Annotated in this window: 21 protein-coding genes; 15 read left to right on the top strand and 6 right to left on the bottom strand. The window is 55.2% G+C overall.

Annotated elements, in window-relative coordinates; genetic code table 11:
• Window position 1 precedes the first annotated feature (1 nt).
• The 3 genes from KVT34_RS20830 to KVT34_RS20840 all read left to right on the top strand — a co-directional run bounded on the left by KVT34_RS20830 (window position 2) and on the right by KVT34_RS20840 (window position 5,246).
• Window positions 2-1,876: an ABC transporter ATP-binding protein gene (locus KVT34_RS20830; protein WP_217560764.1), complete on the top strand. Its 1,875-nt coding sequence runs from the start codon at window positions 2-4 to the stop codon at window positions 1,874-1,876.
• A gap of 117 nt (window positions 1,877-1,993) precedes the next feature.
• Window positions 1,994-2,470, top strand: coding sequence for a signal peptidase II (gene lspA / locus KVT34_RS20835; RefSeq protein ID WP_217560765.1), 477 nt, complete (start codon window positions 1,994-1,996; stop codon window positions 2,468-2,470).
• 235 nt (window positions 2,471-2,705) lie between these two features.
• Window positions 2,706-5,246, top strand: a complete 2,541-nt coding sequence (locus KVT34_RS20840) for an ATP-dependent DNA helicase (RefSeq protein ID WP_217560766.1) — start codon at window positions 2,706-2,708, stop codon at window positions 5,244-5,246.
• Here the strand turns inward: KVT34_RS20840 and KVT34_RS20845 are convergent.
• The 3 genes from KVT34_RS20845 to KVT34_RS20855 all read right to left on the bottom strand — a co-directional run bounded on the left by KVT34_RS20845 (window position 5,243) and on the right by KVT34_RS20855 (window position 7,289).
• Window positions 5,243-5,725: a DUF4385 domain-containing protein gene (locus KVT34_RS20845; RefSeq protein WP_217560768.1), complete on the bottom strand. Its 483-nt coding sequence runs from the start codon at window positions 5,723-5,725 to the stop codon at window positions 5,243-5,245. The genes KVT34_RS20840 and KVT34_RS20845 overlap by 4 nt on opposite strands.
• A gap of 202 nt (window positions 5,726-5,927) precedes the next feature.
• Entirely contained in the window at window positions 5,928-6,842 is a 915-nt protein-coding gene (locus tag KVT34_RS20850; RefSeq protein ID WP_217560769.1) for a stalk domain-containing protein, read from the bottom strand.
• 189 nt (window positions 6,843-7,031) lie between these two features.
• Complete coding sequence (locus KVT34_RS20855; protein WP_042231347.1) at window positions 7,032-7,289, bottom strand: GlsB/YeaQ/YmgE family stress response membrane protein; 258 nt, start codon at window positions 7,287-7,289, stop codon at window positions 7,032-7,034.
• 309 nt (window positions 7,290-7,598) lie between these two features.
• On the opposite strand from KVT34_RS20855, the gene KVT34_RS20860 reads away from it, so the two are divergent.
• A complete protein-coding gene (locus KVT34_RS20860) occupies window positions 7,599-7,799 on the top strand; it encodes a cold-shock protein (protein ID WP_016423690.1) in 201 nt (66 codons plus the stop codon).
• A gap of 81 nt (window positions 7,800-7,880) precedes the next feature.
• Here the strand turns inward: KVT34_RS20860 and KVT34_RS20865 are convergent, their stop codons facing one another.
• Window positions 7,881-8,303, bottom strand: a complete 423-nt coding sequence (locus KVT34_RS20865; protein WP_483311447.1) for an Lrp/AsnC family transcriptional regulator — start codon at window positions 8,301-8,303, stop codon at window positions 7,881-7,883.
• A gap of 146 nt (window positions 8,304-8,449) precedes the next feature.
• Between KVT34_RS20865 and KVT34_RS20870 the strand changes: the two genes are divergently transcribed.
• On the top strand, window positions 8,450-9,220 hold the full coding sequence (locus tag KVT34_RS20870; protein ID WP_217560771.1) for an MBL fold metallo-hydrolase: 771 nt from the start codon (window positions 8,450-8,452) through the stop codon (window positions 9,218-9,220).
• 148 nt (window positions 9,221-9,368) lie between these two features.
• Here the strand turns inward: KVT34_RS20870 and KVT34_RS31935 are convergent, their stop codons facing one another.
• Together KVT34_RS31935 and KVT34_RS20880 are read right to left on the bottom strand one after the other, a co-directional pair.
• Window positions 9,369-9,896, bottom strand: a complete 528-nt coding sequence (locus tag KVT34_RS31935) for a hypothetical protein (protein ID WP_254635036.1) — start codon at window positions 9,894-9,896, stop codon at window positions 9,369-9,371.
• Entirely contained in the window at window positions 9,893-11,173 is a 1,281-nt protein-coding gene (locus KVT34_RS20880) for a hypothetical protein (RefSeq protein ID WP_217560772.1), read from the bottom strand. Before KVT34_RS20880 ends, KVT34_RS31935 begins: the two co-directional genes overlap by 4 nt.
• Window positions 11,174-11,359: 186 nt before the next feature.
• Here KVT34_RS20880 and KVT34_RS20885 point away from each other — a divergent pair, with 186 nt between their 5' ends.
• The 10 genes from KVT34_RS20885 (at window position 11,360) to KVT34_RS20930 (ending at window position 23,422) form a co-directional block, all read left to right on the top strand.
• The gene (locus KVT34_RS20885) at window positions 11,360-11,767 is read left to right on the top strand and encodes a VOC family protein (RefSeq protein WP_217560773.1); all 408 of its coding nucleotides are present in this window, start codon (window positions 11,360-11,362) and stop codon (window positions 11,765-11,767) included.
• Between the two features lie 350 nt (window positions 11,768-12,117).
• Window positions 12,118-13,023 carry a carbohydrate ABC transporter permease gene (locus KVT34_RS20890; RefSeq protein ID WP_217560774.1) on the top strand — a complete coding sequence of 302 codons (906 nt, stop codon included), beginning with the start codon at window positions 12,118-12,120 and terminating at the stop codon, window positions 13,021-13,023.
• Complete coding sequence (locus KVT34_RS20895) at window positions 13,020-13,844, top strand: carbohydrate ABC transporter permease (protein WP_042231327.1); 825 nt, start codon at window positions 13,020-13,022, stop codon at window positions 13,842-13,844. Before KVT34_RS20890 ends, KVT34_RS20895 begins: the two co-directional genes overlap by 4 nt.
• Before the next feature lie 102 nt (window positions 13,845-13,946).
• Window positions 13,947-15,305, top strand: coding sequence for an ABC transporter substrate-binding protein (locus KVT34_RS20900; protein WP_217560775.1), 1,359 nt, complete (start codon window positions 13,947-13,949; stop codon window positions 15,303-15,305).
• A gap of 331 nt (window positions 15,306-15,636) precedes the next feature.
• Window positions 15,637-16,377, top strand: coding sequence for a glycerophosphodiester phosphodiesterase (locus KVT34_RS20905; protein ID WP_217560776.1), 741 nt, complete (start codon window positions 15,637-15,639; stop codon window positions 16,375-16,377).
• 7 nt (window positions 16,378-16,384) lie between these two features.
• Entirely contained in the window at window positions 16,385-17,068 is a 684-nt protein-coding gene (locus tag KVT34_RS20910) for an MgtC/SapB family protein (RefSeq protein WP_217560777.1), read from the top strand.
• A gap of 24 nt (window positions 17,069-17,092) precedes the next feature.
• Window positions 17,093-17,650: a glycerol-3-phosphate responsive antiterminator gene (locus KVT34_RS20915; protein ID WP_009675896.1), complete on the top strand. Its 558-nt coding sequence runs from the start codon at window positions 17,093-17,095 to the stop codon at window positions 17,648-17,650.
• A gap of 167 nt (window positions 17,651-17,817) precedes the next feature.
• The gene (locus KVT34_RS20920; RefSeq protein ID WP_483311448.1) at window positions 17,818-19,503 is read left to right on the top strand and encodes a glycerol-3-phosphate dehydrogenase/oxidase; all 1,686 of its coding nucleotides are present in this window, start codon (window positions 17,818-17,820) and stop codon (window positions 19,501-19,503) included.
• 269 nt (window positions 19,504-19,772) lie between these two features.
• A complete protein-coding gene (locus KVT34_RS20925) occupies window positions 19,773-20,240 on the top strand; it encodes a MarR family winged helix-turn-helix transcriptional regulator (protein WP_217560778.1) in 468 nt (155 codons plus the stop codon).
• Window positions 20,237-23,422, top strand: a complete 3,186-nt coding sequence (locus tag KVT34_RS20930; protein WP_217560779.1) for an MMPL family transporter — start codon at window positions 20,237-20,239, stop codon at window positions 23,420-23,422. The genes KVT34_RS20925 and KVT34_RS20930 overlap by 4 nt, the downstream gene beginning before the upstream one ends.
• Window positions 23,423-23,548 lie beyond the last annotated feature (126 nt).

The following is a 23,548-nucleotide window of genomic DNA, read 5'->3' on the forward strand; positions in this document are numbered from 1 at the left end:
TATGACAGCTTCCCAAGAACGGCCGGGCGGCCAGAACCTTACCGGCAGCCCCGTGACGGTCTCGCCCAGAGGAGGGCGTGGGCACGGGGGAATGCGCGGCCGCGGACCGGTCGTGAAGCCGAAGAATTTCAAGGGGACTTTGCGCAGGCTGTGGGCTTATTTCGGCAGCGAACGGAAGCTGCTGACGGTCATTTTCGCCCTGATTCTGATCGGAGCGGCTCTCACTCTGGTGGGTCCTTATCTGATCGGGGTCTCCGTGGATGCGATGTCTCATCCGGAACAAGGCGTCGATTTCGGCATCCTGAAGACGATGGTGCTGGTCCTCTTGCTGGCGTACCTCATCGACGCGGTGTTCACCTTCCTCCAGAGCTGGCTTATGGCAGGCGTATCGCAGCGGATTGTGATGCGGCTGCGGGGAGCTCTTTTCGCCAAGCTTCAGAAGCTTCCGGTCGCTTACTTCGATACCCGGCCTCACGGGGAAATGATGAGCCGCCTGTCCAACGATATCGACAATGTGAGCAGCACGATTTCGCAGTCCACCACTCAGCTTATGAGCGGCGTCATCGCGATTGTCGGCTCTCTGGCGATGATGCTAGCGCTCAGTCCGACGCTGACGCTGGCCAGCCTGGTCACCGTACCGATCCTGTTCGTGCTGACCCGGACCATTACGAAGAAAACGAGCGTCCTGTTCAAAAACCAGCAGATCCAGCTCGGCAAACTGAACGGACATATCGAAGAGACCATTTCCGGTCTCCAGGTCGTCAAAGCGTTCAATCACGAAGAAAAGGCGATTGCGGAGTTCGAGCGGGTCAATGCGGAGCTGTGCGAGGTGGGGCTCAAGGCGCAAATCCGTTCCGGATTCCTGATGCCTCTGCTTAACGTCATTAATAATATCGGCTTTGCCGCCGTAGCTTTGGTCGGGGGGATTCTCGCCGTGCGCGGGGATATTACCGTCGGGGTTATCGCGAGTTTTTTAAGCTATTCGCGGCAATTTGTCCGTCCTTTGAACGACCTGGCCAACATTTTCAATATTCTCCAGTCGGGTGTGGCGGGGGCGGAGCGGGTGTTCGAGGTCATCGACGAGAAAGAGGAGCCTTCTGATTCCGAGGGGGCCGTCGAGCTTCTCCATCCGAAGGGACACGTCGTTTTTGAACAGGTAAGCTTCGGCTACCGCCCGGATGTGCCCATTCTGAACAACGTAAGTTTCGACTCCGCCCAAGGCAGCTCCACGGCGCTTGTCGGTCCGACGGGGGCGGGCAAGACGACTATCGTCAACCTTTTGACAAGGTTTTACGATGTTACCGGGGGCCGCATCCTGATCGACGGGAGGGATATCCGCGAGTATACGCGGGACAGCCTGCGGAGGACGTTCGGTATCGTGCTCCAAGATACGTACCTTTTCTCGGGAACGATCAAGGAAAATATCAAATACGGCAGACCGGATGCCACGGATGCCGAGGTCGAAGCCGCTGCCGCCATGGCTAACGCGGACGTGTTCATTAACCGGCTTCCCGCGAAATACGAAACCCTCCTTTCGGAGAACGGCGGGAATTTAAGCCAGGGCCAGCGGCAGCTTCTTGCGATTTCACGGGTTATTCTGGCACAGCCTTCTATCCTCATCCTGGACGAAGCGACAAGCAGCATCGATACGCGCACGGAACTTCACATCCAGGATGCGCTGCTCAAGGTTATGCAGGACCGGACCAGCTTTATTATCGCGCACAGGCTGAACACAATCCGGGATGCGGATACCATTATGGTCATCGACCACGGAGAAATTGTGGAAAAAGGCGCACACGATTCGCTGATCGGACAGCAGGGCGTGTACTACCGGATGTTCTACAATCAGTTCAAAAATATAGAAGGCGCCATCTAAAAACGATGCCCGGGCATATGGCCTGAAAACGATCCGGGAGATAGCGAAAATGTTCCTTGTGGAACAATTTATGCCGTTAAGGATCGAAAGCTTGCCAATCGGAAGGAGAGAGCTGTTATGCTGTTTTATTTCACTGCCGCCTTGGTTGCAGCTGCCGACCAGTTTGTGAAAGCTTTAATTCGCGCCACGATGGCGGTCGGGGAATCCGTGCCGTTCTGGGGGAGTATGGCGCTTACGCATTATGAGAACAGCGGGATGGCCGGAAGCAGGTTTCAGGGATATGCGCGCGTATTCGCCGTTCTGGCGGTTGTGTTCATCGCCATCGTGCTTTACTATCGCCGTAAAGGGGAAATTCATGGCCCGCTGATGGATGCGAGCATGGGATTTCTGACGGGAGGCGCTGCGGGAAATGCCATCGACCGTTTCTGGTTCGGCAAAGTGACGGATTTTCTTGAATTCCGTCCCGGCGGGGGCATTCTGAATCTGGCCGATATCGCGATTAACATCGGCGTTGTTCTTTTCCTGATCGCGGGCGTCCTGGACTATTACCGGAAAAAGCAGAACCCGCTCGCCGCCGGGGAAGAGCAGGGATAAACCCGGTCTGTTTTTCGTTTGATTTCTATCATAAAGACTTTTCCGGTCTGCGGAGGAGTCTTTTTTTGCGAAAAGAATTGGTGGCTTGTCTAAAGGTCTTGAAGCCGGCAATGTTGTTGGTCGCTCAGCTCCTCCCGATTGCTTATGGTTGGGAAATAATCCCGAGGATGATATAATCGGCAGATAGAACGAACGTTCGCGGAACGGGTATTTATAAAAAAGGGCGGTGAGGAAAATGAACGGTGAAGTGAGAATTTCAGTCCGTACCCTGGTGGAATATGCGTACCGGAGCGGGAGCATCGAATCCGGGTTCCGGACCGCCACGGCATTAACCGAAGGAACCAAGGCCCATCAGAAGGTGCAGAAAACTTACGGGGACAGCGATCAGAAGGAGGTTTTCCTGCAAACGGAAATTCTCTTGGACGGGATGGCATTTGTGCTCGAGGGCCGCTGCGACGGGCTGCTTTTCGATGATGACGGCGGTGAGGTTACGATTGATGAGATCAAATCTTCGACGGGCGATCCCCGGCTCGTGGAGGAAAACCGCCATCCCGTTCACTGGGCCCAGGCCGTCTGTTACGCCTATATGTATGCGCGGCAGCACGGAAGGGAACGCATGAAAGTCCAACTGACGTATGTCCAGGTCGGGACGGAGGAACAGCAGCGGTACGTCCGGGAATATTCCTATAACGAAATGGAGGCCTCCGTGCTCGAAGCCGTGCGTCTCTATGCTCCTTATGCGGCGATGCAGCTGCAAAACCGCCGGAAGCGGGACGCCAGCATCAGAGAGCTGCCGTTTCCGTACCCGGCGTACCGGGAAGGCCAGCGGCAGTTCGCCGGGTCGGTCTACAAAACGATCAAAGACGGCCACAAGCTGTTCGCGAATGCGCCTACCGGCACGGGCAAAACCATTTCGACCCTTTTTCCGTCCGTTAAGGCGGTGGGTGAAGGACTGCTCCAGCGGATTTTCTATCTGACGGCGAAGACGCTGACGCGTACGGCCGCGGAGGAAGCTTTTTCCCTCATGATCGAGCGGGGGCTTCATATGCGTACCGTCACGCTGACGGCGAAAGACAAGATTTGTTTCCGTGATGAGGTGGATTGCAGGAAGGAAATATGCGAGTTTGCCGACGGGTATTATGACCGGGTGAATGGGGCTGTCCTGGACATGCTGTCCCATGAAAAGCTGATGAACCGGAGTGTCATCGAGACGTACGCGCGCAAGCACAAAGTGTGTCCGTTCGAGTTTTCGCTTGATGCGGCTTATGCGGCCGACGCGGTTATCTGCGACTACAATTATATTTTCGACCCTAAAGTATATCTCAAGCGGCTTCCGGAGGAAGTGAAAAAGCAGACGGCGCTTCTGATCGACGAGGCGCACAATCTTGTGGACCGCGGCAGAGAGATGTTTTCCGCGGAATTGACGAAAGCCCCTTTTCTGCAGCTGAAAAGGGATTTCAAGGAGCGGAACTCCGCCGTGGAAGCCGCGGCCAAGGCCGTGAACGACTATTTCATCGCCTTCCGTAAGGAACAGGGCAGCGGCGGCAGCTTCGTGCTCCGGGAAGTGGCGGAAGAGCTGCCGGTCCTGCTGGAAGCGTTCGCGCAGCAGGCGGAGCGGGAGCTCTCCACTCCCGGGCAGGGCGGCGAGGCGCAGGAGCTTCTGCTCGGCACCTACTTCGCGGTGCAGAGCTTTCTGCGCACGGCGAAGTACTACGACGAGCGGTATGTGACCCTCGCCGAGGTGCAGCGCAGCGACGTGCGGCTCAAGCTGCTCTGCCTGGACCCCTCCGCGCTGCTGGCGCAGATGGGGAAAGGGTATCGGGCGCATGTGTTTTTCTCCGCCACGCTGACGCCTTTTTCCTACTATATGGATATGCTGGGCGGCGGAGAGGATGATTACACGGTGGCGATTCCGTGGCCGTTCCGGCAGGAGCAGCTCGATGTATGGATCGAGCCGCTTTCCACCCGCTACAAGGACCGGGATAAGACCAAGCTGCCGATCTCGCGGCTTTTGGGGAAGCTCGTCCGCGAGAAACCGGGCAATTATCTCGTCTTCTTTCCTTCTTACGAATACATGCGGGAGGTGGCCGCTCTTTTCCTGGAACAGGAGGGAGGATCGCAATACGGCGCTGAGGTTGACGGAGAAGCGGGCGGTACGGAAGCGGCGTCAGGTACTGCTTTCGAAGCGGAGGAAGTCTTGCTTCAAGACCGGCTGCCGGCTTGGGATGAGAGCGGCGGCGGGTCTATCCCGGCGGAGGAAGCGGGCTCCGGCAGTTCTGGCGGTTCTGGCTGCTCCGGCATTGAAACAGAGAGCGGGGACCACGGCAGCCGCATGCTGCGCATCCTGGTCCAGCAGCCGTCGATGCCGGAGGAGGAGCGGGAATCCTTTCTCGCCTCGTTCCGGGCGGACTCTTCCCGCACGCTGATCGGCTTTGCCGTCATGGGCGGGATTTTCTCCGAAGGCATCGACCTGAGAGGGGACCGGCTTACGGGCGTGGTCGTGGTGGGTGTAGGGCTCCCCCAGGTAGGGCCGGAGCGGAATATCATCAAAGAGCATTTTGACCGGGACGGCCGCAGCGGCTTCGATTACGCGTATGTGTTCCCGGGCATGAATAAAGTCATGCAGGCCGGCGGCCGTCTGATACGGACGGAGAACGACTATGGGACGCTGGTCCTGATCGACGACCGCTTTCTGCAAAGGCGTTACCAGTCTCTCCTCCCGCCGGAGTGGCGGCATTTTACGATCCCCAGTCAGGAAAAAGAAAAAACTCATTAATCCGGAGACTGTTTTTTTTTCTCCTTCTCGTATTTATCCTGGTGTTCTTTTTTCATGCGGATATAGTCTTTGTCCGTCTTCGCGATTTCCCATTGAGCTTTAAATATGGCGGCGGACTCCGCTTTTACGGGATCGTTCTGGTAGGGCAGGATCGAGCCGTCTTCTTTGGAATATTTCCGGCCTCCCTTGTGGTTCGTGTAACGCCTGGCGCGCGTATAGCCCATCTGGAGAAATTTTCTCGCCATGTCCATTCCGATAAAATCACCCGATTTTTTATAATCCATAAAAAGGTCATAAATTTTCTCCGAAGATTCCTTCGCGATTTCCGGCGTTTTAAACCGCCAGTGCGGCAAAATCTCGCTCTTATAGGGCTCGACGAGCAGGACGCCTTGTTCTCCGCGGCCTACGGTGTACAGTTCCGGTTTTTTGCGGAGGTCCAGATGCTCGTAATCCATCGAATAGTCGAATTTTTTAGCCATGGGAAACAGCCTCCTTCATTTTTGGACAGACTAGGGTATGTCTCTCTTTACCCGGACAACCGGATAATGCCGCGAAAAAAATCCCCTCCAAGTAACGATTAGTGCGCAGGTTGCCCGGCACTGGCTACTAAAGGGGACTGAATTCAATTATAGCGGCAAACTGACGGCTTAAGTCATAAGCCTCGAAACGCGAAGCCAAGACTTATTGGACAGGGTCGACGGAATTCAGCTTTACCTTTACGGATTTATAGCCGGTGAGATCGCCTTTGCCGGCCGTTTCGAACGTGGTTGCCGATAGGCTTTCCCCGGTGCTTCCGACGATCGTGCCTTTTACAGTGGTGGTGCCGAGCTCCCGGCCTTCCGCATCATAAAATTGGAGGGTCGCATCGAAGCGGAGCGTACCCGGTTTCTTCACGCTAACCCAGCCGCTCACTTTCGTGAAATCGTTCTGTTTAATCAGCTTCAGCGTTCCGATTCCAAGAGTTCCGGTCCCGTCGGTGATGGACAGATCCGGAGGAACAGGCAGCGGATGCGGCACGGGCCCGGCTTGAAGAGAAGCGAAGGCATAGCCGCTTACGTTGTGGTCGGCAACCGCTTTGAAGGGTTTGATTTGATCGCCTTCAGCCGTAAACTTGGTCTCTAGCGGGGCTTGGCCCATATGTTTTCCTTGAGCATCAAAAAACAAGATAGTTCCCTCCACGTCGATCTCCGAGCCTGGCTCAATACTGTTCCGCGCTTGCGCTATGCGGTCCCAGTGATCCTGGCCTATGTAAAGCTGACCTTCCACGGTGCTGCTGGCGGCGTCGGACACTTTCAGATGGCCGGCGCGGATGGTGCTGTCCATAGCGGTCACGTTAAACCCGTTATCGATGGAAATGGTGTTTGTTTTGCCTTCATAAGCCACTACGGCGCCAAGGCTTTCCGCCGCGAAGCGGATCGGCACATAAGCGTGTCCGTCCACGTTTAATGTTTTATAGTCGTCGGGCAACGTTTTCGACTCGCCGTTTACCTGATATTTTGCGGGGAAAAGTACAGCTTGCATCGTGTTGCCTGCGTAAGCTGCCGTCGATGCGGATACAATCGCTCCAACGGCAAAACCGATGATATATTTTTTCATGACAGCCACTCTCCTCATGGATTAATCTGGAATTTTTCTCTGTATTAAAACGGACAAATAGTTTCAAAAGTTGCAAATGACTGGAAATGCGCTGTGAAACTGCAACATAGCGTGGTAAAAGCGCAAAAAAAGACCACGCGATTGTTTCGCGTAGTCTTTTTTATCCTATATTTCAGGTTAGCGCGGGGGTTATACCCGTTTGCTTCCCATAGAACGCAGGATCAGGCTGACGATGAATACCAGTACGATACCACCGATCAAAGCAGGGAAGAAGTAGAATCCTCCGACTTCGGGACCCCAGTTGCCAAGCAGAAGACCGCCGAGCCATGCGCCCAAGAAACCTGCGATAATGTTGCCGATAATGCCGCCGGGAATATCTTTACCGATAATCATGCCGGCTAACCAACCGATGATACCACCGATAATTAAGGACCATAAGAAACTCATCTAGATTACCTCCTAAATGTTTATGTTTTAGTTTGTGATGCCTGGTTGCTTAGTATTAACCGCATTGCTTTTTCTTTAATCAGGTTTGCAAAAGTTACCGCAAAAATTGTTTTCCTAAAAGAATTGGAAAATAACTTGCACTTGGAAATTGCCTATGGTAAAATGAAATCAATCGAGTATTTGAAACCTGGAATTCACTTATTATAAAGGGTTATCATTTGTGAGATGGAGCCTTTTATAATATGTGAATTTTTATTTGCTTCAAGAGTAAAAAGAACATGTTAATTTAATTTCTAGGAGGTACCACACATGCAAACTGGTACAGTTAAATGGTTCAACGCTGAAAAAGGCTTTGGTTTTATCGAAGTTGAAGGCGGCAACGATGTATTCGTACACTTCTCCGCAATCCAAGGCGAAGGCTTCAAGTCCCTGGACGAAGGCCAACGCGTTGAGTTCAACGTAGTTCAAGGCAACCGCGGACCACAAGCTGAGAACGTTGTTAAGCTGTAATTTCAGCTAAACGAGAGAAGCTGTTCACAACTTTATGTTGTGGACAGCTTCTTTGTTTTATTCCGGGAAATGATGGGGACCTTATTTGACTTTGCCGATGGATAAACTGACTTTATAATTGCCGTACTTGAGTAAATCGTCGAGGAAGGCATTGAGATCCTCATTGCCTCCGACCTGTACACGCAGCCAGTAACAGCCCTCTCCGCTGACGCGATGGGCTTCCAGAACGCGGGGGTCGCCGGAGACGAACGTTTGCAGATCACCGTGGGCGTTTTGGGATTTCAGAAATACCGTGACCATCGCGTGCACCGTAAGGCCAAGCTTTTCCGGGTTCCACTTGAGGGTCCGCCCCTCGATAATGCCCCAATCCTCCAGCTTCCGGATTCTTGCTCCTACCGCCTGGCCGGTCAAATGAACTTTGAGGCCGATCTCTTTATTCGAGCGGGTCGCATCCTCCAGAAGGCACTGCAAAATCTTGTGATCCGTATCATCAATGCTGAACATGTCCATCCGCCTTCCGAAATACTTTCATGGTGAAAAAGAGACAACCTCAGATCTTTCATGGGGTCCTTCCCGGAGCCGCTTCTCTTTTTATAAAATTGTATCAAATCCTTTTTTAAAAAGATATTGGCACTTAGGGAGGCGATTCTATGAAAATCCGTTTGATACGTAACGCAACGCTGTGGCTCGAATACGGAGGCCGGCGCATTCTCGTGGATCCGATGCTGAGCGGAGCCGGGGCCAACCCGCCGATCCCGAACACGGCCAACGACCGGCGCAACCCGCTCGTACCGCTTCCGGTACCCGCGGAAGACCTGCTGGAGCCGGACCTGGTGCTGATCACGCATCTGCACCCCGATCACTGGGATGCGGAGGCCGCCGGAAGGCTGCCCAAGGGAACGCCCGTCCTGTGCCAGCCGGGGGACGCAGAGCCGCTTGCGGAGCAGGGCTTCACGGACGTATCCGCCGTAGAAGAGGAGACGGCCTGGCGCGGTCTCCGCATCGCGCGCACATCCGGCCGGCACGGAACCGGCGACATCGGCGCAGCGATGGGGCCGGTGTCGGGCTTCGTACTCCGCGCAGAAGGAGAGCCGGCGGTTTATATCGCCGGCGATACGATCTACTGCGCCGAAGTGGCGGAGGCGCTGGAGAGGCATCAGCCTGCGGTAACGGTCGTGAACGCAGGCGGTGCCGTTTTCAAGGCCGGCGATCCGATCACGATGACGGCCGACGATGTGGTTGCCGTTTGCCGCAACGCGCCGCAAACGCGGGTGATCGCCGTGCATATGGAGGCGATCAATCACTGCCTCCTGACGCGCGAGGCTCTTCTCGCGCGCCTGGAGCAGGAGGGGCTGTCGGAACGCACCGACGTTCCGGCGGACGGGCAGTGGCTCGAGGAATCGGGAGCCGCGTCCAACTAAACAAAGCATGCCCGGATCTTAAAAACCCGGCCATGCTTTGTTTTTCTTTTGCCGCTGCTTATCCTTGCGTCAGGGAATAGAGCGGAGCGGGCAGCAAGCCCCCGTGCCCAAATATTATGCGGCCGTTCGGACGGGTAGGGTTGGCCGTCTACCGGGCGGTAAAGGTATACCGGTAGGTAACGAATGTGTTCGACGTGTAGTAGTTGTCGAGCTTTTTTTTCTCGCCGGGTGCGATTATGACGTTGTCATACGATTTTTCATGAACGACTTGACCTTGGGCATCATAGGTAGTGAAGGTCAGGCTGCCCTGGAATGTGTACGAGGAGCTGTAATTTCCGACATATACCCGGATATCGTAGGAGTCGTCATCGGAGAAAGCGCCCGCGGCAACGGCCAGACGGTCGATATCTTCCCGGACCTCGGACTTGCTCATCCGCTCCTGGTAATGCCGGTCGAGCTCCGAACGCATCGACTCGTCGATTTTATGGGCCCCGTGGGTGATGGTGGCGATCGGAATGGTCGAAACGATGTACAAAAGAAGCACGGCTCCGCCTCCGCTGCGGAGGATCGTCCGCTTGTCGTAACCGCCCGCGATAAGGGCAATCCAGGCGATGAGAATAAGACCGAGCGTAATCAGATGCCACTTCGAAATAAACATATCGGCATACAGGCTCATAGCGTGACCTCCTCTCCTTCGTTCAGACCGAATTGTCTGCGGATCCACCAGACCATCCCGAAGGGAAGCCATACTGTCAGAGGCAGCAAAATGGTCGCGCCGATGGCCGTGGTGTAAAACTCTCCTCCCGCTCCGGTGTCCGTCAGAGGCATGCAAGCTCCGGTGAGCACCCACCCGATAAAAGCGGTGAGCGTAAACCGGACGGCGTGCCAGAAGGTCAAGCGGTCCGCCATGACGAAATAGGCGGCTCCCGCGGCGAGGAAACAGCCGATGCAGAGCCACATGTTGTCCGGGGATACCCGGCCGTCGACTGCGAAACCGGTCAGCACGTACAGGGAAGCGAAGAGCAGCGCGAAAATCACCACGGTAGACATGCGAGGCTTTCTCGAGCTTGTCTGGCGCGTCCTTTGACCGGAGCCGTTCTCTCTGACGGCCGCTCCTCCCTCCCCAAACCGCCACTGAGGCTGAGGCGCGCCGCTTCCGGCCCGCATGGTTCTGGCGCCGCCGGAGCTTCCCTCCGCGGTACCCTGCTCCGCGCGTTCCCGCTCGCTGCGCTTGCGGCCGAGCCCGTACAGCAGGTTGTCGAGCCGTTTCTTGAAGCCCTTTCTTTCGATGTCGAAAGGAGCGGTATCGAGAGGCTCCCGCAGCGCCGAGAGCTGCTCGGCTTCTGTCTTCTGCTCCAGCAGAAGATCCGTCGCCCAAATTTCGATGGAGCCCCGCTGTTTGAAGTGCTTCAGCCACTTTTTCAAATCCGGCCATTCATAGAAAGGGATTTTCAGGATCCGCTCCTGCGCGTCCCTCCGGTAACGGACGTACAGCATGGGAAGCAAGTCGAAGACGGACTGGCTTTCGAACCATTTCGTCTTTTTGTAAGCGTAATGGTATTGAGCGACGTAGTACGCGATGTACACCAGGTCCACTTCATCCAGGCGGACGGTGCCTTCTTCTTTTTCCGCCTGTTCATAATGCAGGTAACGGATCTCATCCTCGTACAGGCTGTAGCGGTCCAGGTGGCGGTTTTTCCAGATATAAGCCTTTAACGTGAGAATGGAAAACCGGATGAGCCAAAGACCCGGGATAATAAGAAGGAGCGAGAGGTAGGACCAGAAATGGCGGAAAGTGACGGCCAGGTAAACCGGACCTATAGCGAGGGCAAGACCCAACAGCAAAAGCAGAGCAAGAGCCTCGAAAGTAAGAATCCAGTAAAAAGGCTCCATCCTCCTGCCGCAGCGTTCATGAATCCAAGATGGATCTGAAAGATTTTCGTCCGTTGGCACAAATACAAACCTCCTCGATTGCAGGGATGGAATGAAGTATGTAAAAGTTTTATTACGAGAAAGGATTTTAGGCAGTTTCAAAGGGGAAATATTCCAGCGTATAGACTCCTGAATTGCCATACCCTTTTCTAGGAAAGTTGAAACAGTAAAATTTAGGCTTGAATAAAACGCGAAGGAGAAATTCCGATGGCTGTTTTACGACCGTATTTGTACAGTGAAAATGCGAGGGAGCAGGGGGCGTTTTATGCACGGGCCCTGCGGGGTGAAATTGTGAGCATTCAAACTTTCGGCGATGCGCCTGCCCAATACGGGCAAGATCGCGACCGGGTGATGCATCTGGTGCTGAAAGCGTGCGGGTTAACGTTTTATATGGCGGACAGCGATGGGGTAGAGAGGGGGAGCGGGCTGGACCTTACGCTTGAATTCGGCACGGATACCGAAGCGGAGCAGGTCTTCGGCGCACTTTCGGAGGGCGGCAAAGTTCTGATGCCTCTGCAGCGGATGTTCTGGGGCACGATGTTCGGCAGAATCGAGGATGCTTACGGCGTCCGTTGGCAGATTGCGACGGAGGCCGAAACCTCCAAAAACAGCTAAAAATGAAATAAACCGTAACGGAGTCATCTATCTACAGGATGATTCCGTTTTTTTTGAGTAAAAAAATGGTCTGTAAGCGTTGACATAGCCGGTTTTACCGCTTATGATATGAAATAAGTTAATAATTTGTGACGGAGATGTGGAGATTCACGTAAGTTGCAAGGTCCAGGCGGCCTTGCAATTTATGTGAATCTTTTTTCTGTCGAATTATAACGGCTATCCGCCGTTTTACCGGATATGTTCTCCCTAAAAAGGACTTCCTCCGGTGAAGCCGGATCCGGGTTCAAGCTGCAGATGAACCTCCGGACGGGTAGGGTATAAAGCACGATTGAGAGAGAGGGGTATGCCGCTTGCCAAGTCATGAAAGCGTTTTATCAAAAAAGAAAAGATGGCGGGAAAACGCGCTTGCGTATTTCTTTCTGGCGCCGTCCCTGATTATTTTCGCCACCTTTTTGTTCTACCCGATGCTGAGATCGGTTTACCTGAGTATGACGCTCACCGATCCGAGGGGGCGTGTAGCCGAATTCGTATGGTTTGATAACTTCGTCGATTTGTTTCAGTCGGGCCAGTTTTATTCGGACTTGAAAGTGACGCTGCTCTTTATTTTATATACCGTGCCGACTAGTATCATCTGGGCTTTGCTCCTGGCGGCCTTTACACACAATAAGCTGAAAGGGATGAAGATCTTCCAGTTCGTGTTTTCCCTGCCCCTCGTCATTTCGGTAGGTACGGGCTCGATCATCTGGCTGCTGCTGTTTCATCCTACGGCCGGCATGCTCAATTACTTCCTGAGCCTGGTTCACATCCAAGCCATTCCGTGGCTGACCGATCCCTCTTGGGCGCTGATCTCCGTTTCCCTCATGACTGTCTGGATGAACATGGGCTTCCTCTTTATCGTCCTGTCCAGCGGTATGCAGGGGGTGCCGGAAGAAATTTACGAGAGCGCCAAAATCGACGGCTCCGGTCCGGTGCGCACCTTCCTCCAGATCGTTCTGCCGCTGTTGTCCCCGACGCTGTTCTTCGCTCTAATCGTATCGGTGATCGGAGCGTTCCAGGCGTTCGGACAAATCAACATTCTGACTAAAGGCGGCCCGATGGATTCGACGAATGTGGTCGTTTACTCCATCTACCAGGAAGCCTTCGTCAATTTCCGTTTCGGAACGGGCAGCGCCGAGGCGCTCATTCTCTTCTTTATCATTCTGATATTGACCGTTCTGCAGTTTACGGTTCTGGAAAAGAAGGTGCATTATCAATGATCGCACGGAGACTGAACAATACGCTGCTCTACCTGCTTCTTATCGTGCTGGCCCTGGTGGTCCTGTACCCGCTTCTGTTTACGGTCTTCTCTTCGTTCATGACGGAGCAGGAGGTTTCCAAATTCCCGCCGGCGCTTGTGCCGAGCCAGCTCTACTGGGGGAATTTTAAAGCCGCAATCGACAACGTCCCGGTCTTTCAGTTCATTCTGAACAGCTTTATCGTGTCGTCGGCGATTATGGTTAGCCAGGTCATTACGTCCGCCATGGCGGCCTACGCGTTCTCTTTTCTGAATTTCACGGGGAAAAATGCCCTGTTCATGGTTTTCCTGGCGACCATGATGATCCCGTGGGAAGTCACCATCATTCCGAACTACCTGACGATCAAGTCATGGGGATGGATGGACAGTTACCCGGGCCTGATCGTGCCTTTTATGGCGGCGGCCTTCGGCGTGTTCCTGCTTCGCCAGTTTTTCCTCCAGCTGCCGCACGAATTGTTCGATGCGGCGAAGATCGACGGATGCGGACACTGGCGGAACTTCTTCTCCATCGTGCTGCCGCTCTCCAAGCCGGCCTTATCCACGCTTGCCGTCTATGAGTTCCTGACGCACTGGAACAGCTATCTCTGGCCTTTGCTCATCACGAACAAGGTGTCCATGCGGACCGTCCAGATCGGCGTCGCCATGCTCCAGCATGCGGAAGTCATGTCGTGGAACATGATTCTCGCGGGAATCACTATCGTCCTGCTTCCGTCCTTCCTGCTGCTCGCGCTGGGCGTCAAGCAGCTCGTAAGAGGGATTACGGCAGGTGCGGTCAAAGGCTGACGGAAATTTACTCCGATGTCTGATCTGCCGCCGGTTTTCCGGTGGCGGATGATTCATAAATAAACCAAACTAATCTTGTTTAACTAGGGGGAAGAAATAGCTATGAATAAAAAAGGGATGGCTGCTTCTTTATTGACGGCTGTTATGCTCGTCTCCGCCGGCTGCGGCGGATCGGATACCGCCGGTACGGGCGACAAAGGAGGCGCGGACAGCGGTTCCGCCGGCGGACCGAAGAAAGTCGTTTTCTGGCACGCCATGGGCGGAGCCAACACGAAAGTCGTCGACCAGCTCGTGGCCGATTACAACGCTTCCCAAGACAAAATTAAAGTGGAAGCGGTATTCCAGGGCTCCTATGACGACCTGCTCAGTAAGCTGAAAGCTTCGATGGGTACGAAAGAAGGCCCTTCCGTCGTCCAAATGTACGAAATCGGAAGCCGCTTCATGATCGACTCCAAGATGGTTACCCCTATGCAAAATTTCATAGATGCGGACAAATACGATCTGACGCAGCTGGAGCCGAACATTACCGGCTACTACACGTTTAACGACAAACTGTTCTCTATGCCGTTCAACACGTCCAATCCGGTTCTCTACTATAATAAGGACTTGTTTAAAGCGGCCGGACTCGACCCGGAAAAACCGCCGGCCACGTATGAAGAGTTTCAGAAAGCGGCCGAAGCCATTTCGAAAACGGGCAAGGCGACCGGCGGTAACTTCGCGATTTACGGCTGGTTTATGGAGCAGTTTTTCGCCAATCAAGGTGCGGAATACATCAACAACGGCAACGGCCGCAAAGAGCTGGCGACCCAATCGCTCGTCAATTCCGAAGCGGGCGTCCAGACGCTCACTTGGTGGAAGAACATGGTGGACAGCAAAGCGATGAACAACTTGGGCCGTAAGACGGACGACTCCAAGAAAGCTTTCTCCGCCGGCCAAGTCGGCATGATTCTCGATTCCACGGCAGCCCTGAAGGGTCTTGTGGACAGCTCCAAAGGCAAGTTCGAAGTCGGAACCGGCTTCCTGCCGAAACCGGCCAACGCCAAAGACGGAGGCGTCGTTGTAGGCGGAGCGAGCCTGTGGATCATGAATGACCGTGCGGACGACGAGCAGAAAGCGACCTGGGACTTCATCAAGTTCCTGACTTCGCCTAAAGAGCAGGCGTACTGGCACATCAACACCGGCTACTTCCCGATCACGAAGAAGGCGTATGACGAGCAGAGCGTCAAAGACAACATGAAAAACTTCCCGCAGTTCCAGACTGCTGTCGACCAACTGCACCAAACGAAGCTGAACACGGCTACTCAGGGCGCCGTCATGGGCGTATTCCCGGAAGCCAGACAGATTGTCGAAGGGGCGATCGAGGAAGTGCTGAACAACAAGAAGTCTCCGAAGGACGCTTTAGATGCGGCCGCGAAGGATATCACGTCGAAGATCGAGAAGTACAACAAAACCGTCAAATAATAGACGGGATAGAGCTGGGTAAATTTCCATTTCTTTGTTAAAAATAGGCCGGAAATCCGTTGACAGATGAACCGGACCGAACTATGATAGGGTACAAGTTAATACTATGTGACGGAGACTAGGAGACTCACATAAGTTGCTTGTCTGGCGACAGGTGGCTTATGTGTTTTTTCTATTCGCCGCAATGGGTAATGTAACGATTTGGTAAAGCCGTATGGAATTGTCCGCGAGAGGATATTTTATCCCGGAAAGAGAAGTACACTTAGGAAGACGGCGGATTACGTCCACAGATTCCATTACAACGACGCTTCGGAGGGAGTAGGGAATTACCATGACAGCAAACAAACCGATGATTATCGCGCATCGCGGGGCCAGAGGAATGGCACCCGAGAATACGCTCGGCGCTTTCAAGCTGGGACTCGAGCAGGGCTGCGAGGGTATTGAGCTTGACGTCCATCTGTCCGTCGACGGTGAATTGATCGTGATCCATGACCATACGCTGGACCGGACCACGGACAGACAGGGAGCTGTCGCGGAGAAAACGCTGGCCGAGATCAAAGAAGCCGATGCCGGCTCCTGGTACTCGGAAGCCTACAAAGGGGAGAAAGTGCCTACACTGGGGGAAGTTTTCGATCTGGTGCCCGACTCGATCATGATCAATGTCGAAATCAAGGCGCCCGGTAACGGCATGGAACAGAAGCTGGCGGATTTTCTGAATGAACGCGGGCGGATCGACAACGTGGTGACTTCCTCTTTCGATCACAAATGCCTCAGACGCCTAAAGCTGATCGAGCCCAAGGCGAAAATCGGTCTGCTGTATGCCAATAACCTGCTGGACCCGACCGCATACGCGCGCAGCTTCGATGTGGAAGTCTATTCCCTGCATCCCCATTACAAGGCGATTGATGCGGAAGATGTCGTGAAGGCAGCGGAGAACGGACTGCAAGTGTATCCGTACACGGCGAACGAAATCCAAGATTTAAAGGAATTGACCGGCAAAGGGGTGTCTGGGATCATCACCGATTATCCCGGCCGACTGAAAGATTTGCTCCAAGGCGGAGCGGCGGAGTGAGTACAGCATGAGTTACATTTTTCTTCAAAAGCTTTTTATGGCGCTCATCCTCGGAGCCTTTATCGGGATCGACCGCCAGCTCAAGCATAAACCGCTCGGTCTCAAAACGAGCATGGTCATCTCGGTTGCCAGCTGTCTGATTACCATCGTGTCCATCGAATCCGTCCATAAGTATGCCATTCCCGGGACGACGAATATGGACCCGATGCGTCTGGCCGCGCAGATCATCAGCGGCGTCGGTTTTATCGGCGCCGGAGTTATTCTGCGGCGCAGCAACGAGATCATCTCCGGCCTGACTACCGCGGCGATGGTATGGGCGGCTTCGGCGCTCGGAATCGCCGCGGGCGCGGGCTTTTACAAGGAAGCGGCTACGGCGGTCGTGCTGATCATTATGGCGATCAACCTGATTCCGCTCTTCTTCAAATGGTTCGGGCCCCGCAAGCTGAGCGAGCGGAACCTGGCCATTCTTATCATTGTAAGCCCCAGTGCCGACCTTTCCTACGTCATCGACGAGCTTCACCAGGAGTTCCTGAAAGTGAAGCACATCAAGATCAAGGACTTGAAGGACGAACTGAGGCAAATCCAGCTGGTCGTCTCCGCGCCGGAGAGGCACCGGACCACGGTCATTTATTCCAAGATCAAGCACATCACGGACGTGGTGGCCGTTGAGGTCGAAACGATCAGCTCGTAAGTCCGCAGTAAAGGAGTTAAGCCCATGTCGTTTAACAACCAGAGGGTTCTGCCCGCTGTTCGCAAAATCAAGGATCTGGAGAAGCTGCTGACATCTCCGTTCCAGTACATCGTGCTGCTCGACTGCCATATCGGCATGCTGAAAAGCCTTGTGGACCTGGCGAAATCCCACGGCAAAAAGCCGCTTCTGCATGTGGATCTTGTGGAGGGGCTGAAGAACGACGAGTACGCGACGGAGTACCTCTGCCAATACATCAAGCCCACCGGGCTGATTTCGACGCGTGCGAGCGTCATCATGAAGACGAAGGAGAACGGACTGCTGGCGATCCAGCGGCTCTTTCTCCTCGATTCCAGCGCCCTTCGCAAAAGCTACACGCTTCTGGAGAGGACGAAGCCGGATTACATCGAGGTCCTCCCGGGAGTCATGCCCCACATCATCAAGGAGGTCGGCGAAGCTACCGGCATCCCAATTGTTGCAGGTGGCTTGATCCGGACCGTAAGCGATGTCGAGAACGCGCTGGAGGCGGGCGCCACGGCCGTGACAACCTCGGACAGCTCGCTTTGGAAACACTATCAGGCGTGAGCCCGTTTTGGCCGTATTGCTTTCAAGTTCGGATGGAATATGGTAAAATGATCACATAAGTTCATACATTTGGTTGGAGATCAGGAGAAACCACGACAGCCGTTACGTCCTAGGGACGTAGCCGGCATGTTTGTGGTTTTTTTGTTTATCTCAGAGGGGAGAGCAACATGGAGACAGCTTTTTCGGGAGATACAAGAAAAGAAAACCTATGGAGAATGGAAGACCGGATATTTGACGTGCTCGTGATCGGCGGAGGCATTACGGGCGCGGGGATTGCACTCGATGCCCAGTCCCGGGGACTGAAAACGGCGCTGGTCGATATGCAGGACTTCGCGCAGGGTACGTCGAGCCGCTCGACCAAGCTTGTCCACGGAGGGCTGCGTTACCTGAAGCAGCTGGAAGTCAAGGTTGTGGCGGAAGTCGGCAAGGAGAGGGCTATCGTATACGAGAACGGCCCGCATGTAACGACGCCCGAATGGATGCTGCTGCCCTTCTATCAGGGCGGAACGTTCGGGGCTTTCTCAACGTCCATCGGCCTGCGGGTATACGATTTCCTGGCCGGCGTGAAGAAGAGCGAGCGCCGCAGCATGCTGAGCCCGCAGGAAACGCTGGATAAAGAGCCGCTGCTCAAGGAGAAGCATCTGAAAGGCGGCGGCTACTACGTCGAATATCGTACGGACGATGCGCGTCTGACGATCGAAGTGATGAAGAAAGCCGTCGAGTTCGGCGTGCAGGCCGTGTCCTATGCGAAAGTGGAGGCTTTCGAGTACGAGAACGGCCGGGTGACCGGCGTCCGCGTGGCCGACCAGTTGTCCGGTGAAACGCACTTGATCCGGGCGAAGCGGATCGTCAATGCGGCCGGACCGTGGGTGGACACTCTCCGCGAGCGCGACGGCTCGAAGAAAGGAAAGACGCTTCGTCTGACGAAAGGCGTCCACCTTGTCTTCGACGGGGAGCGGTTCCCGCTGCGGCAGGCGATTTACTTCGATACGCCGGACGGCCGAATGCTGTTCGCCATTCCGAGAGACGGCAAAACCTACATCGGCACGACCGATACGAACTATAAGGAGGATATCGCTCATCCGGTCATGACCACGGAAGACCGGACGTATATCATCCGTGCGGCCAACGAGATGTTCCCGAGCCTCCGGCTGACCGAGGGGGACGTCGAGTCCAGCTGGGCCGGTCTCCGTCCGCTCATTCACCAGGAGGGCAAGGACCCTTCGGAGATCTCGCGCAAGGACGAAATCTTCGTTTCGGACTCCGGCTTGATCTCCATTGCGGGGGGCAAATTGACCGGGTACCGGAAAATGGCCGAGACGGTCGTGGACCTGGTCGTCCGCCAGCTTCAGGAAGAGGGCGGCATTCAGGTGTCGGAATGCCGGACGAGAACGCTTCCCATTGCGGGCGGCGACGTAGGCGGGTCCGTCCGCTACCCGCAGTTCGTGGAGCAGAAGGTCGCGGAAGGGCAGAAGATCGGGCTGACGGTGATGGAAGCCCGTCTGCTTGCCCAGCGCTACGGCTCCAACATCGACAAAGTGTATCGTCTGATCGATACGAAGCGGGCGGAAGCGGAGACGTTCCGGATGCCGGCCGCGCTGTTCGGTGCGCTCGTGTATTCCATCGAGCAGGAAATGACCGTGAAGCCTTCGGATTTCTTCGTCCGCCGGACGGGCGCGGTGTTCTTCAACATCAAGTGGGTGAGAGCCTGGAAAGATCCGGTGATCCATTACATGGCATCCCGGTTCAACTGGACGGAAGAGCAGCGCGCCGCTTATACCGCAGAGCTGGAGCGGGATCTGCATGACGCGACTGTGCCGATTGACGAAAAAACTCCCGAGCTTGTCCGCTGATAACGGCAGACGAGATTGAAGGATGAAATAAGGTAGGCAAGAGACTCCTTGCCGGAAGAGCCTGTCGGACAGACAGCGGTCTTCCGGGACGAGGAGTCTTTTTGGTATTTGGCTGCCCCAATGAAGATAACCGCAGTATTCCTTCACCGGGCTTTGTTGACGGCCCAGGCAATATTTGTTATAGTTCTCTCATTGAATAATTGTATAGTAGAACTATATGATAATAGAACTATATAGAAGGCACAGCTGGAACATCGAAAGGGGTTATTATGGACGAAAACTTATTGTCACAGATTATCGACCGTTACGAAAGCACGATTTTTACGGTGAACCGGCGGCTCAACGCCATGATTAAGGACCGGATGCCGGAAGAGCTGACGCAGGAGCAGTACGCCACCCTCCGTTATTTGCAGCGCCGGGGCCAATGTACCTCTTCTGAGCTGGCGGAAATTTTTTGCGTCGGAAAGAGCTCCATTACGGCGATTATCACCCGTCTTGTCGACAAGGAACTTATTGCCCGGCTGCCGGACGACAAGGATCGCAGAGTGACTTATTTGGCGCTGACGGACAAGGGAACCGCGGCCGTGAACGACATGCGGCTTCGCATTCAGGAATTATTGGCCGGCGTGATTAAACATTTTGACGGGCAGGAAGCAATAACGTTTATAGAGACCTTTGAGAAACTGGCGGACGTTTTGGTCCAGCAGCCGGATGAGGGGAGCAGACACAAGGGATGAGAACCGTATTAAAGCTCAGATGGCTCGTATTGGTGCTGTGGATCGCCGTAGCGGCGGGTCTGATGCTGACGGCGCCGAACATGGAATCGCTGGTCCGGGAGAAAGGGCAGATTACCGTACCGGAAGGGTATTCCTCCACGAAGGCGGCCAAACTGATCGAGGAAATGAAGAAAGGCTCTCCGGAGGCGGAGGGAGAACGGTCCTCGGTTCTCGTTTTTCACGGAACCGAGAAACTGACGCAGGCCCAGCTTGACGAGATCAAGCGCGGGGTCGACAAGCTCAAGAACGCCAAGGATTCCGCGGGCGTCAGCAGCGTGATGACGCATTTTGACAACAAGGAACTGGAAAAGCAGATGGTGTCCGAGGACGGCAAAACCGTACTCGTGCTGGTGAACACGGCCAAAGACGGCCGGGAAGCCAAAGAAGTCCGCGACGCGCTGTACGGAACGGTTTCCGACGTTAAGGTGGAGCACTATTACACCGGAAACTGGCTGATCCAGGAAGACGTAATGGCAAGCTCCCAGGAGGGGCTGAAGAAAACGGAGTATATCACCGTTATTTTCATCCTGGCCATTCTCTTCATCGTATTCCGCTCGGCCGTAGCGCCGTTTATTCCGCTTTTGACGGTGGGCTTCAGCTATCTGGTCTCGCAATCCGTTGTGGCTTTTCTCGTGAAATATGCGGATTTCCCGCTGTCGAACTTTACGCAGATATTCCTCGTCGCCGTTTTATTCGGGATCGGGACCGATTACTGCATTCTGCTCATTTCCCGCTTCAAGGAAGAGCTTGCCCATTCCGGAGATAAAACGGAGGCGATTCTCGCCACGTACCGGACAGCGGGACGGACCGTATTTTTCTCGGGTCTCGCGGTTCTGGTCGGATTCGCTTCCATCGGTCTCTCGACCTTCGTCCTTTACCGGTCGGCGGTTGCGGTTGCGGTCGGCGTAGCCGTGATGCTGCTTGCGCTGGTCACGCTCGTGCCGTTCTTTATGGCTGTTCTGGGCAAAGTGATTTTCTGGCCGGCCAGAGGCTCCCTGGAGCATAAACCGAGCCGCCTGTGGGGCGCCGTAGGTTCTTTTTCGTTAAAAAAACCGCTGTGGTCCCTAGTGATCCTCGCGGTCATTATCGTTCCTTTCCTGGTGGCGTACAAGGGGTCGACCTCGTTTAACTCCCTGGATGAAATCGGGGAGAAATACGATTCGGTCAAAGCGTTTAACCTGATCTCCTCCAGCTTCGGCCCCGGAGATACGCTTCCTTCGACCGTCGTCGTGAAAACCGACAAGCCGCTCAATAACTCGGAAGGGCTGGCGGCGGTCGAGCAGATCACGCGCGAGCTGGCGAAGGTCGACGGCGTGAAGAACGTCCGCAGCGTAACCCGTCCGACGGGAGAGCCGCTTGACGATCTGCAGGTATCGAACCAGGTCGACAAGCTTGAGGGCGGCATCGGCAAAAGCGGCGACGGCCTCGGAGAGATCGGCAAAGGCCTCTCCGAAGCGAGCGGTGCGCTGAGCGCCAATGCGCCTAAGCTCAACGAGGCCGCTAACGGCGCGAAGCAGCTCGTGGACGGCACGAACGCCCTCAAGACGGGCGTCGTGCAGCTCGGCGACGGGCTGGAGCGCCTGGAGGCGGGCCTGCGCAGCGGTTCCGCCGGTGCGGGAGAGCTCCGCTCGGGCCTCGCGCAGGCCAAGGCAAGCGCGGATCAGCTCGCCGCGGCGAGCAATGACCTGCTTGCCGGCTACAAGCAGGTCGGCGGCGGCCTCGGCCAGCTGACCCAAGCTTACGGCGACGTCGCCTCGCAGGCCTCCGGCCTGGCCCAAGGGCTCGGCGATGTCGGCAAGGGGCTGGGTGGCCTCGCGCAGAAGTACCCCGAGCTGAAGTCGGACCCCGACTTCCTCAAGACGCAGGGCGTGGTGACCCAGCTTCAGACGGGCGCGGCGCAGCTCGGCGAAGGGCTGAAGCAGCTGAACCAGCAGCTTGCCGGTGCCAACCAGGGCCTTCAGCAGGCCAACGCGGGCTTCGAGAAGGCCGCAGCCGGGCAGGCTGCACTCGCGCAGGGGCTGGCTCAGCTCTCCGACGGCATCGCCAAGCTGCAGGCGGGCATTGATCAGGCGGCCGACGGCCAAGGCCAGATCGTCGCGAAGCTGCCCGAGCTGACCAAGGGCTTCGACAAGCTGAACAGCGGGCAGAAAGAGCTTCAGCAGGGCTTCGCCCAACTGAACGGCCAGCTCGGCGAGCTGACGGGCGGCCTCGACAAGAGCGTAAACGGCTTGTCGCAAGTATCCGGCGGCCTGAAATCCGCTCAGGACTACCTGAAGGAGCTGTCGGCCGCGCCGAACAAGCAGATCAGCGGCTGGTTTATGCCGCAGGACGTCATCTCCGGAGCGGAGTTCCAGCCTTCGCTTGATGCGTACATGTCCAAGGACCGCAAGATCGCGAAGTTCGAAGTCATCTTCGAAGGCAACCCGTACGAAGTCAAGACGCTGGAGCAGTCCGGAGAGCTTACGGCGGCAGTGGAACGCGCCGTTAAAGGAACTCCGCTCCAGAATGCGGCTTATGCCGTAGACGGTGTGACAAGCATGAACAACGACTTGAAAAACATCTCCGCAGCGGACTACTCGCGTACCGCGATGCTCATGCTGATCGGGATCGCGCTTATCTTGATCGTCCTGTTCCGTTCGATTGTCATTCCGATCTATCTGATTCTTTCGCTCCTGCTGACGTACTACACGTCCATGGCGATTACGGAAGTGATTTTCGTGCGGATGCTCGGATACTCCGGGATTTCCTGGGCCGTTCCGTTCTTCGGTTTCGTGATGCTGATGGCGCTCGGAATCGACTACAGCATTTTCCTCATGGACCGGTTCAAAGAATACCGTCATCTGTCTCCGCAGCAGGCGATTCTGGAAGCGATGAAAAACATGGGGACGGTCATTATGTCCGCCGCCCTCATCCTGGGCGGAACCTTTGCGGCCATGCTGCCTTCGGGCGTCATGTCCCTGCTGCAGATCGCCACGATTGTACTGTGCGGACTGTTCCTGTACGCGCTTATCATGCTGCCGCTGTTTATCCCGGTCATGGTGCGGATGTTCGGACCGGCCAACTGGTGGCCGTTTATGGGCCGCAAAGAACGCGGAGAAGACTCTTCTTACGGCGCCGACTCGGCTTCGAGCAGCCTGCATTAACCCAAGGAGTGCAAAATACCTCCGGATCGCTTTATTCGAGCGGTCCGGTTTTTTTTTACAGACGGAGAGTCGCGGGCAAGCGGTGTTCGAAGCAGGGTTGCCCTTATAGCTGCCAACGAAATAGAT

The organism is Paenibacillus sp. GbtcB18 (genome assembly GCF_019091125.1).
In the GTDB taxonomy this organism is placed as follows: domain Bacteria; phylum Bacillota; class Bacilli; order Paenibacillales; family NBRC-103111; genus Paenibacillus_F; species Paenibacillus_F chitinolyticus.

Excerpts from the sequence above, each read along its gene's own strand:
- KVT34_RS20840 (WP_217560766.1), top strand. The coding sequence starts at position 2,706 with ATGAACGGTGAAGTGAGAATTTCAGTCCGTACCCTGGTGGAATATGCG.
- KVT34_RS20915 (WP_009675896.1), top strand. The coding sequence starts at position 17,093 with ATGTCGTTTAACAACCAGAGGGTTCTGCCCGCTGTTCGCAAAATCAAG.
- KVT34_RS20925 (WP_217560778.1), top strand. The coding sequence starts at position 19,773 with ATGGACGAAAACTTATTGTCACAGATTATCGACCGTTACGAAAGCACG.
- KVT34_RS20885 (WP_217560773.1), top strand. The coding sequence starts at position 11,360 with ATGGCTGTTTTACGACCGTATTTGTACAGTGAAAATGCGAGGGAGCAG.
- KVT34_RS20845 (WP_217560768.1), bottom strand. The coding sequence starts at position 5,725 with ATGGCTAAAAAATTCGACTATTCGATGGATTACGAGCATCTGGACCTC.
- KVT34_RS20830 (WP_217560764.1), top strand. The coding sequence starts at position 2 with ATGACAGCTTCCCAAGAACGGCCGGGCGGCCAGAACCTTACCGGCAGC.
- KVT34_RS20900 (WP_217560775.1), top strand. The coding sequence starts at position 13,947 with ATGAATAAAAAAGGGATGGCTGCTTCTTTATTGACGGCTGTTATGCTC.
- KVT34_RS20905 (WP_217560776.1), top strand. The coding sequence starts at position 15,637 with ATGACAGCAAACAAACCGATGATTATCGCGCATCGCGGGGCCAGAGGA.
- KVT34_RS20865 (WP_483311447.1), bottom strand. The coding sequence starts at position 8,303 with ATGTTCAGCATTGATGATACGGATCACAAGATTTTGCAGTGCCTTCTG.
- KVT34_RS20895 (WP_042231327.1), top strand. The coding sequence starts at position 13,020 with ATGATCGCACGGAGACTGAACAATACGCTGCTCTACCTGCTTCTTATC.
- KVT34_RS20920 (WP_483311448.1), top strand. The coding sequence starts at position 17,818 with ATGGAGACAGCTTTTTCGGGAGATACAAGAAAAGAAAACCTATGGAGA.
- KVT34_RS20850 (WP_217560769.1), bottom strand. The coding sequence starts at position 6,842 with ATGAAAAAATATATCATCGGTTTTGCCGTTGGAGCGATTGTATCCGCA.
- KVT34_RS20860 (WP_016423690.1), top strand. The coding sequence starts at position 7,599 with ATGCAAACTGGTACAGTTAAATGGTTCAACGCTGAAAAAGGCTTTGGT.
- lspA (WP_217560765.1), top strand. The coding sequence starts at position 1,994 with ATGCTGTTTTATTTCACTGCCGCCTTGGTTGCAGCTGCCGACCAGTTT.
- KVT34_RS20930 (WP_217560779.1), top strand. The coding sequence starts at position 20,237 with ATGAGAACCGTATTAAAGCTCAGATGGCTCGTATTGGTGCTGTGGATC.
- KVT34_RS20855 (WP_042231347.1), bottom strand. The coding sequence starts at position 7,289 with ATGAGTTTCTTATGGTCCTTAATTATCGGTGGTATCATCGGTTGGTTA.
- KVT34_RS20870 (WP_217560771.1), top strand. The coding sequence starts at position 8,450 with ATGAAAATCCGTTTGATACGTAACGCAACGCTGTGGCTCGAATACGGA.
- KVT34_RS31935 (WP_254635036.1), bottom strand. The coding sequence starts at position 9,896 with ATGAGCCTGTATGCCGATATGTTTATTTCGAAGTGGCATCTGATTACG.
- KVT34_RS20910 (WP_217560777.1), top strand. The coding sequence starts at position 16,385 with ATGAGTTACATTTTTCTTCAAAAGCTTTTTATGGCGCTCATCCTCGGA.